Annotated in this window: 15 protein-coding genes; 6 read left to right on the forward strand and 9 right to left on the reverse strand. The window is 69.1% G+C overall.

Going from position 1 to position 17230, the window contains the following annotated elements:
- Positions 1–15: 15 nt before the first annotated feature.
- The 3 genes from phoH2 to QSJ59_RS05930 all read right to left on the reverse strand — a co-directional run bounded on the left by phoH2 (position 16) and on the right by QSJ59_RS05930 (position 3183).
- The gene (gene phoH2, locus QSJ59_RS05920; protein ID WP_285757928.1) at positions 16–1281 is read right to left on the reverse strand and encodes an RNA 5'-3' helicase PhoH2; all 1266 of its coding nucleotides are present in this window, start codon (positions 1279–1281) and stop codon (positions 16–18) included.
- 354 nt (positions 1282–1635) lie between these two features.
- Positions 1636–2397: an isoprenyl transferase gene (locus tag QSJ59_RS05925; protein ID WP_285757662.1), complete on the reverse strand. Its 762-nt coding sequence runs from the start codon at positions 2395–2397 to the stop codon at positions 1636–1638.
- 192 nt (positions 2398–2589) lie between these two features.
- Positions 2590–3183: an RNA polymerase sigma factor gene (locus QSJ59_RS05930; protein ID WP_285757664.1), complete on the reverse strand. Its 594-nt coding sequence runs from the start codon at positions 3181–3183 to the stop codon at positions 2590–2592.
- A 159-nt stretch (positions 3184–3342) separates the two neighbouring features.
- Between QSJ59_RS05930 and QSJ59_RS05935 the strand changes: the two genes are divergently transcribed.
- Complete coding sequence (locus QSJ59_RS05935; protein ID WP_285757929.1) at positions 3343–4731, forward strand: serine/threonine-protein kinase; 1389 nt, start codon at positions 3343–3345, stop codon at positions 4729–4731.
- 56 nt (positions 4732–4787) lie between these two features.
- Here QSJ59_RS05935 and QSJ59_RS05940 read toward each other — a convergent pair whose 3' ends face one another.
- From QSJ59_RS05940 to mca, 4 genes are all read right to left on the reverse strand, one after another.
- Complete coding sequence (locus tag QSJ59_RS05940; protein ID WP_285757666.1) at positions 4788–5423, reverse strand: hypothetical protein; 636 nt, start codon at positions 5421–5423, stop codon at positions 4788–4790.
- A 171-nt stretch (positions 5424–5594) separates the two neighbouring features.
- On the reverse strand, positions 5595–7607 hold the full coding sequence (locus tag QSJ59_RS05945; protein WP_285757668.1) for a thioredoxin domain-containing protein: 2013 nt from the start codon (positions 7605–7607) through the stop codon (positions 5595–5597).
- 80 nt (positions 7608–7687) lie between these two features.
- On the reverse strand, positions 7688–7903 hold the full coding sequence (locus QSJ59_RS05950; RefSeq protein WP_285757670.1) for a hypothetical protein: 216 nt from the start codon (positions 7901–7903) through the stop codon (positions 7688–7690).
- Between the two features lie 5 nt (positions 7904–7908).
- The gene (mca, locus tag QSJ59_RS05955; protein ID WP_285757672.1) at positions 7909–8787 is read right to left on the reverse strand and encodes a mycothiol conjugate amidase Mca; all 879 of its coding nucleotides are present in this window, start codon (positions 8785–8787) and stop codon (positions 7909–7911) included.
- A gap of 167 nt (positions 8788–8954) precedes the next feature.
- Here mca and QSJ59_RS05960 point away from each other — a divergent pair, with 167 nt between their 5' ends.
- From QSJ59_RS05960 to QSJ59_RS05970, 3 genes are all read left to right on the forward strand, one after another.
- Complete coding sequence (locus QSJ59_RS05960; RefSeq protein ID WP_285757673.1) at positions 8955–9386, forward strand: DUF4307 domain-containing protein; 432 nt, start codon at positions 8955–8957, stop codon at positions 9384–9386.
- 182 nt (positions 9387–9568) lie between these two features.
- Positions 9569–10069 carry a transcription elongation factor GreA gene (gene greA, locus QSJ59_RS05965; protein ID WP_285757674.1) on the forward strand — a complete coding sequence of 167 codons (501 nt, stop codon included), beginning with the start codon at positions 9569–9571 and terminating at the stop codon, positions 10067–10069.
- A gap of 182 nt (positions 10070–10251) precedes the next feature.
- The gene (locus QSJ59_RS05970) at positions 10252–10836 is read left to right on the forward strand and encodes an RDD family protein (protein ID WP_285757675.1); all 585 of its coding nucleotides are present in this window, start codon (positions 10252–10254) and stop codon (positions 10834–10836) included.
- Between the two features lie 29 nt (positions 10837–10865).
- On the opposite strand, the gene QSJ59_RS05975 is transcribed toward QSJ59_RS05970, so the two are convergent.
- The gene (locus tag QSJ59_RS05975) at positions 10866–12266 is read right to left on the reverse strand and encodes a DUF8814 domain-containing protein (protein ID WP_285757676.1); all 1401 of its coding nucleotides are present in this window, start codon (positions 12264–12266) and stop codon (positions 10866–10868) included.
- Positions 12267–12367: 101 nt separating this feature from the next.
- Positions 12368–13528: an FIST signal transduction protein gene (locus QSJ59_RS05980; RefSeq protein ID WP_285757677.1), complete on the reverse strand. Its 1161-nt coding sequence runs from the start codon at positions 13526–13528 to the stop codon at positions 12368–12370.
- 216 nt (positions 13529–13744) lie between these two features.
- On the opposite strand from QSJ59_RS05980, the gene QSJ59_RS05985 reads away from it, so the two are divergent.
- Together QSJ59_RS05985 and QSJ59_RS05990 are read left to right on the forward strand one after the other, a co-directional pair.
- On the forward strand, positions 13745–15160 hold the full coding sequence (locus tag QSJ59_RS05985) for a sigma 54-interacting transcriptional regulator (RefSeq protein WP_285757678.1): 1416 nt from the start codon (positions 13745–13747) through the stop codon (positions 15158–15160).
- An 18-nt stretch (positions 15161–15178) separates the two neighbouring features.
- Positions 15179–17143 carry a vWA domain-containing protein gene (locus QSJ59_RS05990; protein ID WP_285757679.1) on the forward strand — a complete coding sequence of 655 codons (1965 nt, stop codon included), beginning with the start codon at positions 15179–15181 and terminating at the stop codon, positions 17141–17143.
- The last annotated feature ends 87 nt before the right edge of the window (positions 17144–17230 follow it).

Here is a 17230-nt window from a genome sequence, read left to right on the forward strand (position 1 = left end):
TGCTTTCCGAGGGGCTCAGCCCTCCAGCATCTCGGTGACCAGTGCGGCGATCGGAGAGCGCTCCGACCTGGTCAGCGTGACGTGGGCGAAGAGGGGATGGCCCTTGAGCTTCTCGACCACGGCGACCACGCCGTCGTAACGCCCGACCCGCAGGTTGTCGCGCTGGGCGACATCGTGGGTGAGCACCACCCTGGAGTTCTCCCCCAGCCGCGACAACACGGTCAGCAGCACCCCGCGCTCCAGGGACTGGGCCTCGTCGACGATCACGAAGGAGTCGTGGAGCGAGCGGCCCCTGATGTGGGTGAGCGGCAGGACCTCCAGCATCCCCCGTTCCACGACCTCGTCGACGACGTCTTGCGTGGTCACCGCTGAGAGCGTGTCGTGGACCGCCTGCGACCACGGCGACATCTTCTCGTACTCGCTGCCCGGCAGGTAGCCGAGTTCCTGACCGCCGACCGCGTACAAGGGGCGGAACACGACGACCTTGCGGTGCTGCTGCCGTTCGAGGACGGCGTCGAGCCCCGCACAGAGCGCGAGCGCGGACTTACCGGTACCGGCCCTGCCGCCGAGCGACACGATGCCCACATCGGGGTCGGTGAGCAGGTCGAGCGCGATCCGCTGCTCGGCGCTGCGGCCGTGCAGGCCGAACACGTCGCGGTCGCCCCTGACCACCTTCACCGACTTGTCGGGCAGCACCCGGCCCAGTGCCTTGCCCCGCTCCGAGACCAGGACCAACCCGGTGTGGCAGGGCAGGTCCCGGGCCGCCTCGACATCCGTCGAACCGTGCTCGAAGAGGTCCTGGATCTCGTGCGCGGGCACCTCCAGCTCTGCCATCCCGGTCCACCCGTGCTCAATGGCGAGCTCGGCACGGTACTCGTCCGCGGCCAGACCGATCGACGACGCCTTGATCCGCAAGGGGAGATCCTTGCTGACCAGGACGACGTCACAGCCCTCTGCCGAGAGGTTGCGGGCGACCGTCAGTATCCGGGTGTCGTTGTCCCCCAGCCGGAAACCGGCCGGGAGGAGACTCGGATCGCTGTGGTTGAGCTCCACGCGCAGGGTACCGCCGAGCTCGTTGACGGATACCGGCACGTCGAGGCTGCCGAAGGCGACCCTTAGGTCGTCCAGGCGACGCAACGCCTCGCGGGCGAAGTAGCCCAGTTCGGGGTGTTGGCGCTTGCTCTCAAGCTCGGTGATGACAACGATCGGCAGGACCACTTCGTGTTCGGCGAAGCGGGTGATCGACATTGGGTCCGCGAGAAGGACACTGGTGTCGAGCACATAGGTGCGCCGCAATCGCGCCTCGTCTGAGGCACTGGTGTCGAGGTCGCGGCGGGCGGTCGAGGAACTAGCCACTCGTTCTCCCCCTGGGCGCATTCAAGCACCCTAGACTCACGGGATACCAAGGACCGGGACCAGCCCCACGAGGGCCGGGACCGGCCCTCATCACGATGAGTTCCTGATTGACCAGGACCGTCAATGAGTCGGGGCCTCCCGAGCGGCAGGATGCGCACCTGCCACTGGATACCGACGGTACTCGGCTCGGGTGAAAGAGCAAGACCCCAGCGGCACCCAGCGTGTGAACACCGGGTTACGCGTGTCGCTTCCTGGTCCAGGAGAGAACTGGGATCCGGCTCACGAGCCGAAGCGTCGGTTCCGCGCACCGAAGGAGCGGAGCGCGCGCAGGAAGTCCACTTTGCGGAAAGCGGGCCAGAAGACCTCGCAGAAGTAGAACTCCGAGTGCGCGCTCTGCCAGAGCAGGAAGCCGGATAGGCGCTGCTCTCCCGAGGTCCGGATGAGAAGGTCCGGGTCGGGCTGGCCACGGGTGTAGAGATGCTCGGCGATGTGCTCCAGGTCGAGGCGCTCTGCGAGCTCCTCGATCGTGGTGCCTTTGGCCGCCTCCGACTGCAGGAGCGACCGAACCGCATCAGCGATCTCACGCCTACCTCCATACCCCACGGCCACGTTCACAATCAGACCGGGATTCTCGGATGTGGCGCTACCCGCTTCTTTCATGACACGGGAGGTCGCATCGGGCAACAGGTCCAGTGCGCCCATGGGGTTGACCCGGAAGCCTTCGTGTTCGAGGCGGCGAACGGTCTCCTCGATGATGGCCAGTAGGGGTTCGAGCTGCTCGGGTGGGCGGGTGAGGTTCTCCGTGGACAGCAGCCACAGCGTGACCACCTGGACACCCACCTCGTTGCACCAGCTCAGCAGCTCGAAGATCTTGTCGGCGCCGGCCTGGTGTCCCTTGTTGACGTTGGCCAGTCCACTGGTCTTGGCCCACCTGCGGTTGCCGTCGAGGATCACTCCGACGTGCCGGGGGATCTCGAAGGTTCCGAGCTTGCGCTCGATCCGCCGTTCGTACAGCCAGTAAAGGGGGTCACGCAGCCCCATGAGAGTCACCTTTCCACTGCTTTGGGTACCGGGCGGTTCCGAAGGCGCGACGACCACCGCAGCGCTCTCGTCGGGCCGCGGGTCATGCGATCCGGGGGTCGCGGGGCCGCTGCTGGCAACAACCGTAACCAACGAACCGGCCGGCAACGGTCATGCCGACCCGCGCGGTTCCCGGGATCTGCATGTCCCGTCCTACTTGACGGCGAGCGACTTCCGGACCCGTTTGCGCCCCTCGTGGATACGGGACTTGACCGTCCCCAACGCGAGGTCCAACTCAGCGGCGATCTCGCTGTACTCCATCTGGCACAGATCACGCAGTACCAGAGGGGCAACCAGATTGGGGCGATCGCGCTCCAACTGGTCCAGTGCTTCCAGCAGGTCGATCCTGGAACCCGCGATGACGCTGGTGGTGCGCGGGTCGCTCTGGTGCGGAATCCGCTCGGCCTCGGTGGGCAGCTCCGCCGAACGCCGTTTCATGGAGCGGTAGGTCTGTCGCGCAGAGTTGGAGACCACTGTATAGAGCCACGTCGTGAACAGCGACTCACCACGGAAGCGCTCGATGCTGGCGGCGACCCGCATCAGCGCGTCCTGGCACGCCTCTTCCGCGTCTTGCCTGTAGGGCAGGAAGCGGGCGCATCGCCGCAGCACGTCCGGCTGGATTCGGCGCAGCAGCTCCTCCAGAGCCGGCTGGTCCCCTGCCTTGGCGCGGAGCGCCAGTTGTTCCAGGGACTCCTCCGCGACGGGCTCTGCCCGGTCCGAACCGTAAGGCTGGTCTGCGTTGCGCACGGCAGATGGCTCCCAACTGAGATCGCTGTCCAGGTATTACACACCTCTCACGACAGCAGTGTCGTGTCGCCCGAACGTGTCGCCCGCTTCTCCGGCTCCGCCTCTCGGTCCGAACAAACGTGACGTTTGGCAGGTGAAGACATGGTAAAAGCAGTAGCTGTGGCACAACCGGAGCGTTTCGGACGCTATCGCGTTCTTCGTCGGCTGGGCTCGGGCTCGTTCGCCACCGTTTGGTTGGGACACGACGATCTGCTCGACACACCGGTCGCGATCAAAGTGCTGGCCGAGAACTGGGCCCACCAGTTGGACATTCATCACCGCTTCGTCGAGGAGGCGCGCATTCTGCGCCATGCCGACTCCGAGTGGCTGGTCCGGGTGCACGACATCGGAACGCTTCCCGACGAGCGGCCGTACTTCGTGATGACCTACGCCGACCGCGGCAGTGTCGCCGACCGGATCGCGGCGGGGACGTTGCCGATGGACGAAGCGCTCAGGTTGTTGACCGAAATCGGCCAGGGCGTGACCGTCCTGCACCGGCACGGCACCATTCACCGTGACATCAAACCTTCCAACGTGCTGCTGCAGTCGAGCCCGGTCGGAGAGCGGGTCCTGGTCGCCGACCTCGGCTTCGCCAAGAGCATCGACGAGGCGTCTGGTTTCACTGCTGCCGCGGGCACTCCCGGGTACATGTCCCCCGAGCAGAGTGTGATCGGCGGGGACATCGACGTGCGTGCCGACGTCTACTCGCTGGGCGCGGTGGCCTACGAACTTCTCACCGGCAAGCGTCCACCGCGTCCGCCGGTCCTGGTTCCCCCCAGCCGGTCCCGTCCCGGTCTTCCCCCGGCCCTGGACGAGTTGATCATGTCGGCGATGGCGCAGAACCGCGCGGAGCGCCCACCCGATGCCGCCACCTTCACCTCACGGATCCGCGAGATCCGAATGGCCCCCGACCTCAAACTCGCCGAACCGTGGTGGCACCGCTATCGGGCAATCGGGGCACGGAGTGCCCTGGCAGCGGCGACCGCACTGGCGGTCCTGGCGGGGGCCTCCGCCGCGGCAGCCTCGCCCGGGGTGGAGTTGGTGGACGTCTACGACTCCACCGCCGAGATCCAGATGCTGATCCCATTGCCCTGGGCGCGGGAGATGCAGGTGAACGGCTGGTCCCCGCGCGAGCTGGGCATGCCCGGTGGACACGAGCCGGGGTTGCTGGTGGCCACCGACGTGGCGGCCTGGGGTGATCCGGAAGCCGACGTGTCGGGGGTGTTCGCCGGGCTGGTGAAACAGGACGGCGATCGCGGCCTGGCCGGGCTGGATCGGCTGGTGGGCTCCGCCCTTTGTCCGGGACATCCCCAGCGGCTGCGATTCGGCAACGGGCGCTGGGAGGGCGAGGTCTGGCAGTGGCAGGACTGCCCCTCGGGTGGTGTCTTCACGACGGCAGCGCTCAACCATCGCGCCTACGACCGGACGCTGTATCTGGAGATCCGCCAATCCGGACACCAACCGACCGTGGTCGACGAGATCCTGGCGGGCGCACGCCTCACGGAATGAAACCCTCCCGGGTCCGTCCCCGATCAGGGCGGGCGTCCACGGCACGGGCCGACGGTTCAGTCGCCCTCGTACCCCGACAGGTCGGCGGAGTGCACGATCGCGGCGTATCCCGGGTAGGCGTCCTCTTGGGCGACCGGGACGTCGAACTCCAGCCCGGCCTCGGCGACGAACCATACCAGGGTGCGGAAGGACACCCCGTCCGTACAGGGCACGGTCCACTCGCTGAACCTGGCCTGCTCGCCACTGACCAGGGCGAAGCCACCGCTGTCGGTGATCGTTGCGTTTCCGGTACGGACCGGACCGTCGGTGGGGGAACCGCCCGGACAGGCCGCCCAGGGGCGCCGCCACTTCTTCGGATCGTCCAGGTCCGCACCTTCCGCATCGATGATGCCGTCCTGGACGGCGTTGGATCGGATGTGCAGGGCCGAGTTGGGGCACTCGCCGCCGGGCTGGGGGTCGGCTCCGGGCGGGACGAGGCAGGACGCGGAGCCGCCGGTGGTCCAACCGGGCGGCAGTACCAGGTTGACGCCTTTGTAGTCGTGCAGACGGGCGTCGCCGACCAGGCGGAACCCCGTTTCCGCGACGGCAGCCGGATGCGCCAGGCCGGGGACGTTGCGCGGCGGGTTTCCCACGCATCCGCCCAGCGGGAGGAGCACCGCGACGAAGAACGCCACACCGGTGCGTCCCCGCATGGCTCCCCTCCCCCGTTTGTCGTGCAGGCGTGTTGCCGGGCTGCGCCGGGTGAACCCGATCGCGCCCTCTCATCCCATCAGACCGAAGGGCGAGAAGACGAGACCCTATCCGTGGCCGGTGACGGCTGGCGGGCACGTGACGCGGGAGAAGGGTGCTCTGCCGGACATCGGTCAGCCCTGGGCGAGCTCCACGGCCAGTTCCTCGGGAGTGGTGACCGGCAGCCGACAGGTGAAGCCACGGCAGACGTAGGCAGCGGCACGGCCATCGACCAGGGGCCGGTCGCGCAGCAGGCCGATCCCGCCGTCATCGCGGCCGTCGCCACGGGTGATGACGACCCCCGGGGAGGTGGCCAACAGGGCAGCCCGATGCAGCGCGTCGGCGTCCGGATCGCCCGTCGCGCCCACCACTGCGATCTCCAGCGGACCGGCGAGCCTGGCCTCGGCTACGGCCAGGCCCCAGCCGGCGAACCTGGGGGCTCTGCCGGCCAGCAGGGTGACGAGGGACAGTGCCGACTCCGCGGCCTCGCGGTGACGGTGCGACCCGGTAAGGGCGGCGTAGCTCAGGAGCGCGCCCGCAGCGGCGAACCGGCCGGAGGGGGTGGCGTTGTCCGTGGGGTCCTGAGGGCGGTTGAACAGTTCCTCGGCGTCGTCCGCGGTGTCGTAGAAACCACCGTGGCCGTCGGGGAAGCGTTTCAGGACCGTGTCCAGCAGCGCACCGGCCACCCGCACCCACTCGGGCTCCCCGGTGACCGCGTGCAGGGCGAGCAGTCCTTCGGCGACGTCGGCGTAGTCCTCCAGAACGCCTGCGCTGCGCCCGGCCGCACCGTCACGGGAGGTGCGCACCAGACGGCCGTCGGCGTAGTGCACGTCCACGAGGAGACGAGCCGCACCACGGGCGCTCTCGACCAGGTCGGGGCGGTCCAGCAGGGCTCCGGTCTCGGCCAGGGCAGCGATCGCGAGGCCGTTCCAGGCCGCCACGACCTTGTCGTCGCGTGCCGGGGCCTCCCGCAGGGAGCGGGCCGTGTGCAAGGTCGCGCGGACCCGGGAGTACCGGTCCGGGTCGTCGGCGTCGGTACGCAACTGGAGGACGGAGGCACCGTTCTCGAAGGTGCCTTGGGCGGTGACACCGAACAGGTGGGCGGCCCACTGCCCGTCTTCGGCTCCGAGAGCCTCGTCCAACTGTTCAGGCGTCCAGACGTAGAACAGCCCCTCTTCGCCTTCGGTGTCGGCGTCGAGCGCGGAAGCGAAACCGCCTTCGTCGGTGGCGAGTTCCGCGACGAGCCAGTCGGCGGTCTCCAGCGCGACCCTGCGGGCCAGCCCGTCCCCGGTCCGGCGCCACAGATGGGTGTAGGCGCGCAGGAGCAGGGCGTTGTCGTAGAGCATCTTCTCGAAGTGCGGGACCACCCAGCCCGCGTCCACCGAGTAGCGGGCGAACCCTCCACCGAGCTGATCGTAGATACCGCCACGGGCCATGGCCGTCGTGGTGTGGGTAGCCAGCCGCAGTGCCTCCCCCGCGGCTTCGGGCCGCTCCCCCGTACGGGAGAGGCGGTCGTGATGGCGCAGGAGGAATTCGATGATCATGGACGGCGGGAACTTGGGCGCGCTGCCGTATCCGCCGTTGACGCCGTCGTAGGCATCGGCCAGCGCGGCCGCGGCCGCCGACAGGACGTCGGCGTCGGGGCACTCCCCGCTCGGGGGGACTCGCGGCCCGCTGAGCGCGTCCACCACTCGTCTGCCTTGGTCGAGGACACCGTCCCGGTCCTCGTTCCACGCCTGGGAGACCCCGAGCAGCAGCCGTTGGAAGTGGTCGCGGGGAAAGTAGGTGCCGCAGTAGAAGGGCGCCCCTTCGGGGCTGAGGAAGACCGTCATGGGCCAACCGCCTTGGCCGGTCATGGCCTGGGTGGCCTCCATATAGACGGCGTCCACATCGGGGCGTTCCTCACGATCGACCTTGACGGCGACGAACCCGGCATTCATGAGCTGGGCGGTTCGCTCGTCCTCGAAGGACTCGTGCGCCATGACGTGGCACCAGTGGCAGGCGGAGTAGCCGATGGACAGCAGGACCGGGACGTCGCGGCGGCGGGCCGCGGCGAACGCCTCCTCACCCCAGGGGAACCAGTCGACCGGGTTGTCGGCGTGCTGGAGCAGGTAGGGACTGGTGGCGTCGGCAAGGCGGTTGGGCATACCCCGACTCTGCCCGAGAACGCACACCCGAAGCACACCGGCCCGCGGTGCGCCGGCCCGCCACGGGCCGGCGCACCGCGTTACTCGGTCTTGTCCTTGTCGTCGCCGGCGGTCGGGGCGGGCTCTGCCCCGAAGTCGCTGGCGCGCATGACGGCCAGATGCTTGTTCATGTTGCGCATCAGGAAGTACAGGGCACCCCCGATCAGCGCGATGACGATGAAGCCGAGCACCCCGGGGGTGACGGTGCTGGCGACGATGTTGGCGGACTGGGCGAGCTGGGGCGCTTGGGTCTGCATACCGATCATGTTCTCACCGCCTCGTGCACGCCCGCGAAGAGGTCGACCTCGGGGAGCTCGGTGTCCACCAGGGAACGGGCCAGGTGGTAGTCCTCGGTGGGCCATGCCTCGCCCTGGATCTCGTTGGGGACCGCGAACCAGAAGCTGTTGGGGTCGATCTGGGTGGCGTGCGCGATGAGGGCGCGGTCCCTGGTGTCGAAGTATTCGTCACAGGTGACCCGGGTGGTGATGTCCCACTGGGGGACGTCCCGGTCGCGCATCCGCTGCATCCACTCGGGGAACGGGTTCTCCATGCCGCGTTCGGCGAGGACGGCCGCGATCGCCTCGAAACGCTGGGGCGGGAAGGACACGTGGTAGTAGAGCTTGAGCGGCTGCCAAGGGTCACCGGTCCCGGGATAGCGTCCCGGGTCTCCTGCGGCCTCGAACGCCTCGACCGAGACCTTGTTGCACATGATGTGGTCGGGGTGAGGGTATCCGCCCTGCTCGTCGTAGGTGAGGATGACATGCGGACGGAAACTGCGCACGGAGCGCACCAGCGGCTCCGCCGCCGTCTCCAGGGGCTGGAGGGCGAAACAGCCCTCGGGGAGCGGAGGCAGCGGATCGCCTTCGGGCAGCCCGGAATCGGTGAAGCCGGAAAACTCCTGTTCCACCCCCAGGATGGCGCGGGCCTCCGCCATCTCCTTGCGCCGAACCTCGCCGATGTTGGCCAGGATCTCCGGCCGGTCCATGGCAGGGTTCAGGATGGAGCCGCGCTCACCGCCGGTGAGCGTGACGACCAGGACTTCGACGCCTTCTTTCGCATAGCGCACCATGGTGGCGGCGCCCTTGCTCGACTCGTCGTCTGGGTGGGCATGAACGGCCATGAGCCGCAAACGCTCGGACAATGGAGATGACCCCTTGGTGATCTTTGGGCGGCTGGTGGAGGCCGCTTCGGCACCGGGTGGTGACGGTGCCCACACGCGCGGGAGGGGCGGTATGTGGGGGCGAAGCGGGAGCCTGTCGAGACAGGGCTATCTTAGACAACGTCGATCCCACGTTCGGAGATTCCCGTATGCCGCCCACGCCTGATGAAGCCACGGCCGATGCCGCGCCCACCGCGGCTCCCGCACGGCGACGGCTGGGCAACAAGCCGTTCTTCTTCGTCCTGGGCGTCCTCGCCGCGGCGGTTTTCACGGTCGGCTGGGGGCTGGCCCTGTTGAGTTACAGCGGCAACGGCCCCGGTCAGGTCCACTACCAGACCGTTGCCTGGAAGGTCGTCTCCGACTCCGAGGCGCACATCAGTTTCCAGGTCAACAGCAAGGCAGGGGCGCTGTGCCTGATCACGGCGACCGATGCGCAGCACGTCCAGGTGGGCCAGACCGAGGTGTCGGTCGGCAGCGGCGTACAGGACACCGGAACCACGATCGACACAGTTCGTCGCGCTTCGGCGGTAGAAGTGGCCTCCTGCAGGGAACAAGGTCTTTCGACCGACTCCACCGAGTAGCCTGAGCCGCCCACACCCCGAACCAGAACACCTGTCGCCCTGACCCGCACGGACCAGCCCGAGTGCATGCCGCGTGCGGGCTTTTCACGGCCCCGACACCTCAGGCTCTCGGTGCTAATCTCGTAAGTTCATCTACCGCACCCATAGGTGGCGCGGTCCCTAGACGCACTAAGGGAGTTCCCGTGACCGAGACCCGTGATGACAACGTCACCTGGCTCACCCAGGAGGCGTATGACCGGCTCACAGCGGAGCTGGAGCACCTGTCAGGGCCTGGTCGCATCGAGATCGCCGACCGGATCGAAGCCGCCCGGGAAGAGGGGGACCTGAAGGAGAACGGCGGTTACCACGCCGCAAAGGAGGAGCAGGGCAAGATCGAGGCCCGCATCGTGCATCTCCAGTCGATCCTGAACAACGCGCGCGTGGGCGAGGCCCCCCGCAGCGAGGGTGTGGTCGGCCCGGGCATGACGGTCACGATCAAGTTCGACGGCGACGACGAGGAAGTCACCTTCCTGCTCGCTTCCCGCGAGGAGAGCGGTGCGCCGATCGACGTCTACTCCCCCAAGTCCCCTCTGGGTGCGGCCATCAACGGCAAGCGTCCCGGCGAGAAGGCCAGCTACACGCTCCCCAACGGCCGGAGCAACACGGTCGAGATCATCGATGCCGTCCCCTACGGCGGGTTGTAACCCCTAGGCGATACGCGGAAGGGGTGGCCAGGGGCCACCCCTTCCGCGTTGCGCGGGTCCTCCGGCGGGCACGCGGGGAATCGGGCGCACGGCACCGGCTGACGGAAAGGGTCCACGGTTCCGCGGACTGCGAAATGGCCGGGGAAGCACGGCGGATCCGCAAAAAGCGTCATAATGCTGGAGTGAACGTTCCACACTGGCAGAACCCCCAGCCCTACGGAGGCGTTCCAGGCCCCTACCCGGGCGGACCACCGGCCCACTACGGAGGCGCCGGGTTCCCCGACAACGGGCCGGTGGACAGCCGGACCGGCCTCCGGTTGGCCGGGTTCGGGCGCAGGGTGACGGCAAGGATCATCGACTACGTCGTACTCTCCTTCGTGCTGTTCCTGTTGTTCGTCTTCATCTCGATCTTCCTCGGCGTGATCTCTTCGGACGGGGAGATCTCCGACAGTTCCGCCGGCGTGCTGGCCTGGGTGGTCCTTTTCGGCTGGGGCGTCGCGCTGTTCCTGTACGACTGGCTGTTCCTCATCGGCTCCGGCCGGACCCTGGGCCAGATGGCGCTCTCCGTCCGCGTGGTGCGCACCGACGGCGGGCCGTTGCGCCAGGGCCAGACGATCCTGCGCAGCGCTTTCTTCGGGCTCCCGCAGTCGGTGCTGTGCCTGGGGCAGTTCTGGACGCTGGTGGACTGTCTTGCTTCGTTGACCGACGCCCAGCGCTCCCAGTCACTGCACGACCGGGCGGCCGGAACCATCGTGGTGAGGACCTGACCACGGTCCGGCTCCTTGAAACGGCCGGCCTAGTAGGTCGGAGCGGATCCGCCGCAGGGACGAACGGGTTCGACCGGCGCGACCGGTTTCGGCGCTGCCGGGCAGGACGGGGCATACCCGGTCGGTTCCTCGGGCTCCACTGCTGCCTCCGCACAGGACGGCGCCTCACTGCCCCCGGACACGAACGAGGCCGGCAGGTAGTCGGCCGTTCCGATCCGATACCAGGTGTCACTGGTGCCCTGCGGACCGGTCACCTCGGTTCCCGTCGCCTGGCAGGCGACGTCCACGTTGGCCCGGTGCGCGGCCAGACCGATGTCGTCGTGGGACGTACTGGGACCTGAGCGCACGATCACCGGGTCGGAGCCGTTGGCAGACCCCACTTCCGCGCGGTGGGCGTAACGACCGGTCCACAGGTAGTCCACGGTGACCCAGGCGTTGGTGCGCAGCCGCAGTCCCTCCCAGAAGGCACCGTCGGCGAGGTCGATGCCCGCAGGGTTGGCGACCCTGCGCCCGAATCCGTCCAGCCCCCTGTTGTAGCCCTCCTGGTTGGCCGCCTGGGCCTGGGGCTTGCCCTGCGGCAGGTCGGTCCAGCTCTCCCGCGGGTTGTTCCAGTAGTCGTCCTTGATGTTCCACGGCCCGACGTCCCACACGGGGACGTAGACGCAACGGGGCTCAGCGGAATCGGGGGTGCACACCCGGACCGTGTAGTCACCGGTTCCTTTGGGTGCCAGGCCCCGTCTGGACGGCAGCGCGGCGAAGTGGGCATTGGGGCGGATGGTGTCCCCGTTCGCGGTGCGGTCTCCGACCAGTCCGATACGCGTGGTGAAGACCCGGGAGGATTGGGGGGCGCCCGGAGTCGCACGCCGTTCGGCACCACCCTCGATCGGGCGTACCCGCACCCCTGAGACGTGGGCGGCGGGCCCCGCGGCGGGGTCGATCGCCACCCGTACCTGGACCTGGTCGACCTGGTCGGGCAACTCGAATCGGCTGGTGGCCGTAGGGTCGGGCGCTTGCCGCCATTCGGTCCAGATCCCGTCGGAACGCACTCCGCGCGCCTCCACTGTGAGGTCGGCGCGCCCGGCGTCGGTGTCGACCTCGATCTCCACGGCGCCTGCCCTGTGCTGGAGATGGTGTGCGGGGAAGACCGCCAGTGCGGAAGGCACTCCCCCGTGGATATCGCGTGCGGTGGAAGGGTCGGGGGCGAATCCGCCGACGGGCCCGACCGGGGTCAGTCCCGTGTCGCTCAGGGTGACGCCCGACAGATCGGCCGCGGCCAGGTCCTCGCGGATCCAGGAGTCCGTGGCGTGGTCTTCTTCCCCGACCACGGCCTGCGCCGGTTCCGGGCGCGGCAGAACCGCCAGCGTCACGGCTCCTGCCGCGGCGACGGCACCGAGTCTCATCCAGGCGTGCGGCATGTCCGTGCCCTCCATGTCGTTTTGACCACCCCCAGTAAGCACCCGGAGTCGGACGGTCACGAAGAGGGCGCGCCGGACAATGTCGGACACGCCGGTAAAGAAACCCCCATCGGGGGTCAGCCGGTGAAAGCGAGGACGCAGGCGGTAAAACCGTGCAGGTGGTTGCGGCCGGCGACGGGACCGATCTCCCCGGCGGCGAAGAAGCCGCCGACCGCGTCGACCCCCAAGGTCTGACGCACGCAGGCGACGTCGTGGTCGGCGCTGGAGAACATCTGGGTCCCGCGGCCGTTGCAGGAGAACAGCAGCGCTGCTTCGGCGCCTGCCCCGGGCCCTTCGGCGAACTCGCGCAACTGTTCCACCAGGTCGCTGTCGGCGCTGTCGTGGTCGCGGACCTGGAACCGTACGGTCTGCCCGACCTCGACCATGTCACCGATGGTGATCGCGCCGTGGTCGGGGTCCGCCTCGACCACGCCGCGGATGAGGAAGTCCCCTTGTTCGTGGCGTTCGGCGTATTCGTCCATGGCGATACCGATGTGCAGCCCTTGTGCCACCAGGTCCTGTTCCTCGGTGGGAATCGCGTTGACGATGTCCTCGAGCTTGTCGTAGGCGGGGGTACCGGCAAGCTCCAGGATGACGTTGTCCTCGGCCTTGGTGACGGCCATGGACGGCCCGATGGGGCGGCAGCCCTGACTGACGGCGGTTCCCGCCACCCCCTCGCCCCCGAGCAGCAGGCCCACGGCGCCTGCCCGGACCGTCTCTCCCTGGAGGAACAGTCGGACGTCCTCGGCGCCGTGCGCGCCGTCCGCGAGCCCGCCGACTATGGGCAGTTCGCCGAGTACCGGGTGGGAGCGCTGCACGAAGGAATGCGTGGGGAAGACGTAGGGGTCGGCCAGCAGCAGGGCCGCGCGGTCGGCCGGGGCGGGCTCGGTCATCCCGACGATGGCGAGACGCTCGCCCTCCGGCACTGCGTCAAGGCCGAAAGGGGTCAGGGTCACTCCGGGAAGCATCGCCGCCCACACGCTCACCGCGCCTTGACCCTCGACCCCGCGACCGCCGCCGATGACCCCGTTGCCACTGCACCCGATGGTGGTCGCCGTCTCGGCGAGGGCCATCACCCGCTCCCCGGCGAGCCCCACCTCCTCGGCATCGGTTCCGCTGACGAAGACGCAGACAAGGTCCGCCGGTCCGTCGAGCTTGCCGAGTGCGAGTTCCGCGGCACGCTCGGCCGCACTCACCAGATCGGCCCCGGTCGCCAGGGCATCGCCGAACCGGGCCACTCGCCAGCCTCCTTGTTGAGTAGTGCAAGGTATCTGCTTCATTGTCCCAGCAACGCACGGACGCGCGCCGACGACCCGGTTCCGCCGGGGTCGTGGTCCGCCCGGACGTGCTTCCCCACCTTCTCGGGCCCTACCCTGCGCACTCACCGAGCAGCCAGGACAAAGTTGTGGTGCGCGTCACTACCGCAGTGGGCGTCACGCAATAGACTCGCCCCTGTGTCAGATCACGCAGACCTCCCCCCGACCCTGGGTGCGCTGCGCGCCTCCGGGCACGTCCACCGCACCGTCAAGGACGAGATCCGCGCGAACCTGCTGGAACGCATGCGGACCGGCCGGGAGCGCTTTCCCGGGATCGTCGGATTCGACGACACGGTGCTTCCCCAGCTGGAACGGGCCCTTCTGGCGGGGCACGACGTGGTGCTGCTCGGCGAGCGCGGCCAGGGCAAGACCCGGCTCATCCGGACGGTCGCCGGCTTGCTCGACGAGTGGACCCCCGTCGTCACCGGGTGCGCCCTCAACGACCACCCCTACGCACCGGTCTCCCCCGAGGCGCGTCGCCTGGCGGCCGAGCACGGCGACGACCTCCCGATCTCCTGGCGGCACCGGGGTGAGCGCTACGGCGAGAAGTTGGCGACCCCCGACACCGGCGTCGGTGACCTGATCGGTGACGTCGATCCGGTCCGGCTGGCCGAGGGACGGAGCCTGGGCGATCCCGAGACCGTGCACTATGGTCTGGTCCCGCGCTCCAACCGGGGTGTCTTCTGCCTCAACGAGCTGCCCGACCTGGCCGCCCGGATCCAGGTGGCGATGCTCAACGTGCTGGAGGAGCGCGACGTCCAGATTCGCGGCTACCAGTTGCGGCTGCCGCTGGACATGCTCGTCATCGCCAGCGCCAACCCCGAGGACTACACCAACCGGGGGCGGATCATCACCCCGCTCAAAGACCGGTTCGGGGCGCAGATTCGCACCCACTACCCCCCGGATCTGGCCGACGAAGTGGCCTTGATCGCCCAGGAGAGCGACGTCAAGGGCACCGTAGTGGTACCGCCGCACCTGGTGGAGATCGTTGCCCGCTTCACCCGCCTGGTGCGCGAGTCCTCCTCCGTGGACGAACGCTCGGGCGTGTCGGCACGGTTCGCCATCGCGGCCTTGGAGACCGCTGCGGCATCGGCGGAGCGCCGGGCAGCCCTGGTGTCGGAGAAGCGCCCGGTGGCACGGGTGTGCGACCTGCTTCCTGCCGTGGGGACACTGCGCGGCAAGGTCGAGTTCGAGGTGAGCGAGGAGGGCCGGGAGGCGGAGGTGCTGACGCACCTGCTGCGCCGCGCCGTCTACGACGCCTTCCGCGACACACTGGGCGGGGTGGACCTCGGCCCTCTCGTGGAACGGTTCAGCGAGGGCTCGACGGTCGAGTCCGGCGAACTGGTCTCAGCGGGGGAGCTCCTGGAGCGGGTGGGGCCCGTGCGCGGCCTGTCCGAGCTCCTGGACCGGGTGCGTCCCGAGGACGAGGACGACCCGGCGGTCGAACCCGGGTACGCCGCGGCAGCCCTAGAGTTCGCCTTGGAGGGCCTTTACCTGAACCGGCGACTGTCCAAGGACACCGTCGCCGGTGGCGGAGCCCGTTACCGCACCTGATCGACGAGGACGTGGGCGATGAGCGGGTTTCGCTACGGGGAGTACGAAGACGGGCCCGACCCTCTTCGTGCGCCCTATGACGTGCGCGCGGCGTTGGACGAGCTGGGACGGTCCATCATGGCCGGTGAAAGACCGGGCCAGGCACTGCGCGAGCTGCTCCGACGCGGTGTACGCGGATTGGGTGGTCTTGAGGACCTGCGGCGTCGGGCCTCGGAACGGGCCGGGCGGCTCCGATCGTCGGGCCGGTTGTCGGGCACCTTGGAGGAGGCCCGACGGCTGCTGGACCGCGCCGTGGGCGAGGAGCGCGCCGCGCTCTTTCCCGACCCCGGAGACGAGGCGAGGTTGCGCGAGGCCCAACTCGACGACCTGCCGGCCGACGCCGCAGCCGCGGTGCGCGGCCTCGCCGGGTACGAGTGGCGGTCCGACACCGCGCGGGCAACGTTCGAGGAACTGCGCGGCCTGCTGCGGCGCGAGGTGCTGGACGCGCAGTTCCGTGGGATGAAACAGGCTCTCTCCGGGGGGTCCCCCGAAGAGCTGCGGCGCGTGGCGACGATGCTGGACGCGTTGAACGCGATGCTGGCGGCTGACGATCGCGGCGAACACGGCCGGGTCGACTTCGAGCGTTTCATGGCCGAATACGGCGACCTCTTCCCCGACCAGCCCCGCGACCTCAGGGAACTCGTGGATTCGTTGGCGCGGCGGTCTGCGGCGGCACGGCGGGTGCTGAACTCGCTGACCCCGGCTCAGCGTGCCGAACTCGATGCGCTGGGCCGTCAGGCAGCCATCGACTCCGGCTTGGCAGACCGGCTCGACCGGCTGGGGCAATCGCTGCGTTCGCGCCGCCCCGACCTCGACTGGTCCGGTGGTGAGGCGGTGGACGGCGGGACCGCGCTGGGGATGGGCGACGCCACCGGCGTGCTGGAAGAGCTGGCCGAACTCGCCGAACTCGACTCCGCCTTGGGACAGGACTACCCCGGTGCCCGCCTGGACGACGTGGACTCCGCTGCGGTGCGTCGGTCCTTGGGGACGGGCGCGGCCGAGGAGCTAAAGCGCCTGCGGGAACTCGACCGGCAGCTGCGCGATCAGGGGTACCTCTCGGGTTCGCGCAACAAGCTGGAGCTCACGCCCAAGGCGGTGCGGCGGCTGGCCGACACAGCGTTGCGCGACGTTCTCTCCGATCGCTCTGCGCCCCGCCCGGGCGCTCACTCCGTCTCGGACACGGGTGCTTCCGGCGAGCGCACCGGCACGACCCGTCCCTGGCGCTTCGGTGACGAGCAGCCGCTGGATGTGGTGCGAACGGTCGTCAATGCTGCTGCTCGCCCTGCGGGGCCGGCCGGGCGGGTGCGACTGCGGCCCGAGGACTTCGAGGTGGCCGAGACCGAGCGGCGCGATGCGGCAGCGGTGTGCCTGCTGGTGGATCTGTCCTACTCGATGGTGGGCCGCGACCTGTGGGGGACGGCCAAACAGACCGCGATGGCACTGCACTCGCTGGTCAGCACGCGCTTCCCCCAGGACGCCGTGCAGATCATCGGGTTCAACGACTACGCACGGGTGTTGGCCCCGGGTGAACTGGCGGAGCTTTCCCTGGACTGGGTGCAGGGCACCAACCTGCACCAGGCGCTGGCCCTGGCCGGACGGCACCTGGACCGCCATCCGGAGTTCGACCCGGTTGTACTGGTCGTGACCGACGGCGAGCCCACCGCCCATCTGGATTCCGAGGGGACGGCCCGGTTCGCCTATCCCCCGGCGGCCGAGACGACCGAGGCGACCATGGCCGAGGTGGACCGGATGACTCGGCGTGGGGCACGGCTCACCGTGTTCATGTTGGCCGACGACCCGCGGTTGACCGCTTTCGTGACAGAGGTGGTGGATCGCAACGGTGGCCGGATGCTTCGGCCCGACCCCGACCGGTTGGGCGCGTTCGTGGTGGACGCCCTGCTGTCCCGGCGCGGTTCCGGAAGACGCGCCCGGCGTCGCCCCTGACCCGCGCCGCTTGGCGGGCGGGCCGGGGCGATCGCGTCGTCGCCGCGTCGCCGGACGTCTCCTGACACGTCGTCGCGGACGGCACCC

Origin of the sequence: Nocardiopsis ansamitocini, assembly GCF_030268225.1 — a bacterium.
GTDB lineage: Bacteria > Actinomycetota > Actinomycetes > Streptosporangiales > Streptosporangiaceae > Nocardiopsis_D > Nocardiopsis_D ansamitocini.

What these genes read in the sequence shown, in the direction of transcription:
- QSJ59_RS05975 (WP_285757676.1), bottom strand. Translation starts at nt 12,266, where the DNA reads ATGGAGGGCACGGACATGCCGCACGCCTGGATGAGACTCGGTGCCGTC.
- QSJ59_RS05945 (WP_285757668.1), bottom strand. Translation starts at nt 7,607, where the DNA reads ATGCCCAACCGCCTTGCCGACGCCACCAGTCCCTACCTGCTCCAGCAC.
- QSJ59_RS05940 (WP_285757666.1), bottom strand. Translation starts at nt 5,423, where the DNA reads ATGCGGGGACGCACCGGTGTGGCGTTCTTCGTCGCGGTGCTCCTCCCG.
- QSJ59_RS05990 (WP_285757679.1), top strand. Translation starts at nt 15,179, where the DNA reads ATGAGCGGGTTTCGCTACGGGGAGTACGAAGACGGGCCCGACCCTCTT.
- QSJ59_RS05950 (WP_285757670.1), bottom strand. Translation starts at nt 7,903, where the DNA reads ATGCAGACCCAAGCGCCCCAGCTCGCCCAGTCCGCCAACATCGTCGCC.
- QSJ59_RS05925 (WP_285757662.1), bottom strand. Translation starts at nt 2,397, where the DNA reads ATGGGGCTGCGTGACCCCCTTTACTGGCTGTACGAACGGCGGATCGAG.
- QSJ59_RS05960 (WP_285757673.1), top strand. Translation starts at nt 8,955, where the DNA reads ATGCCGCCCACGCCTGATGAAGCCACGGCCGATGCCGCGCCCACCGCG.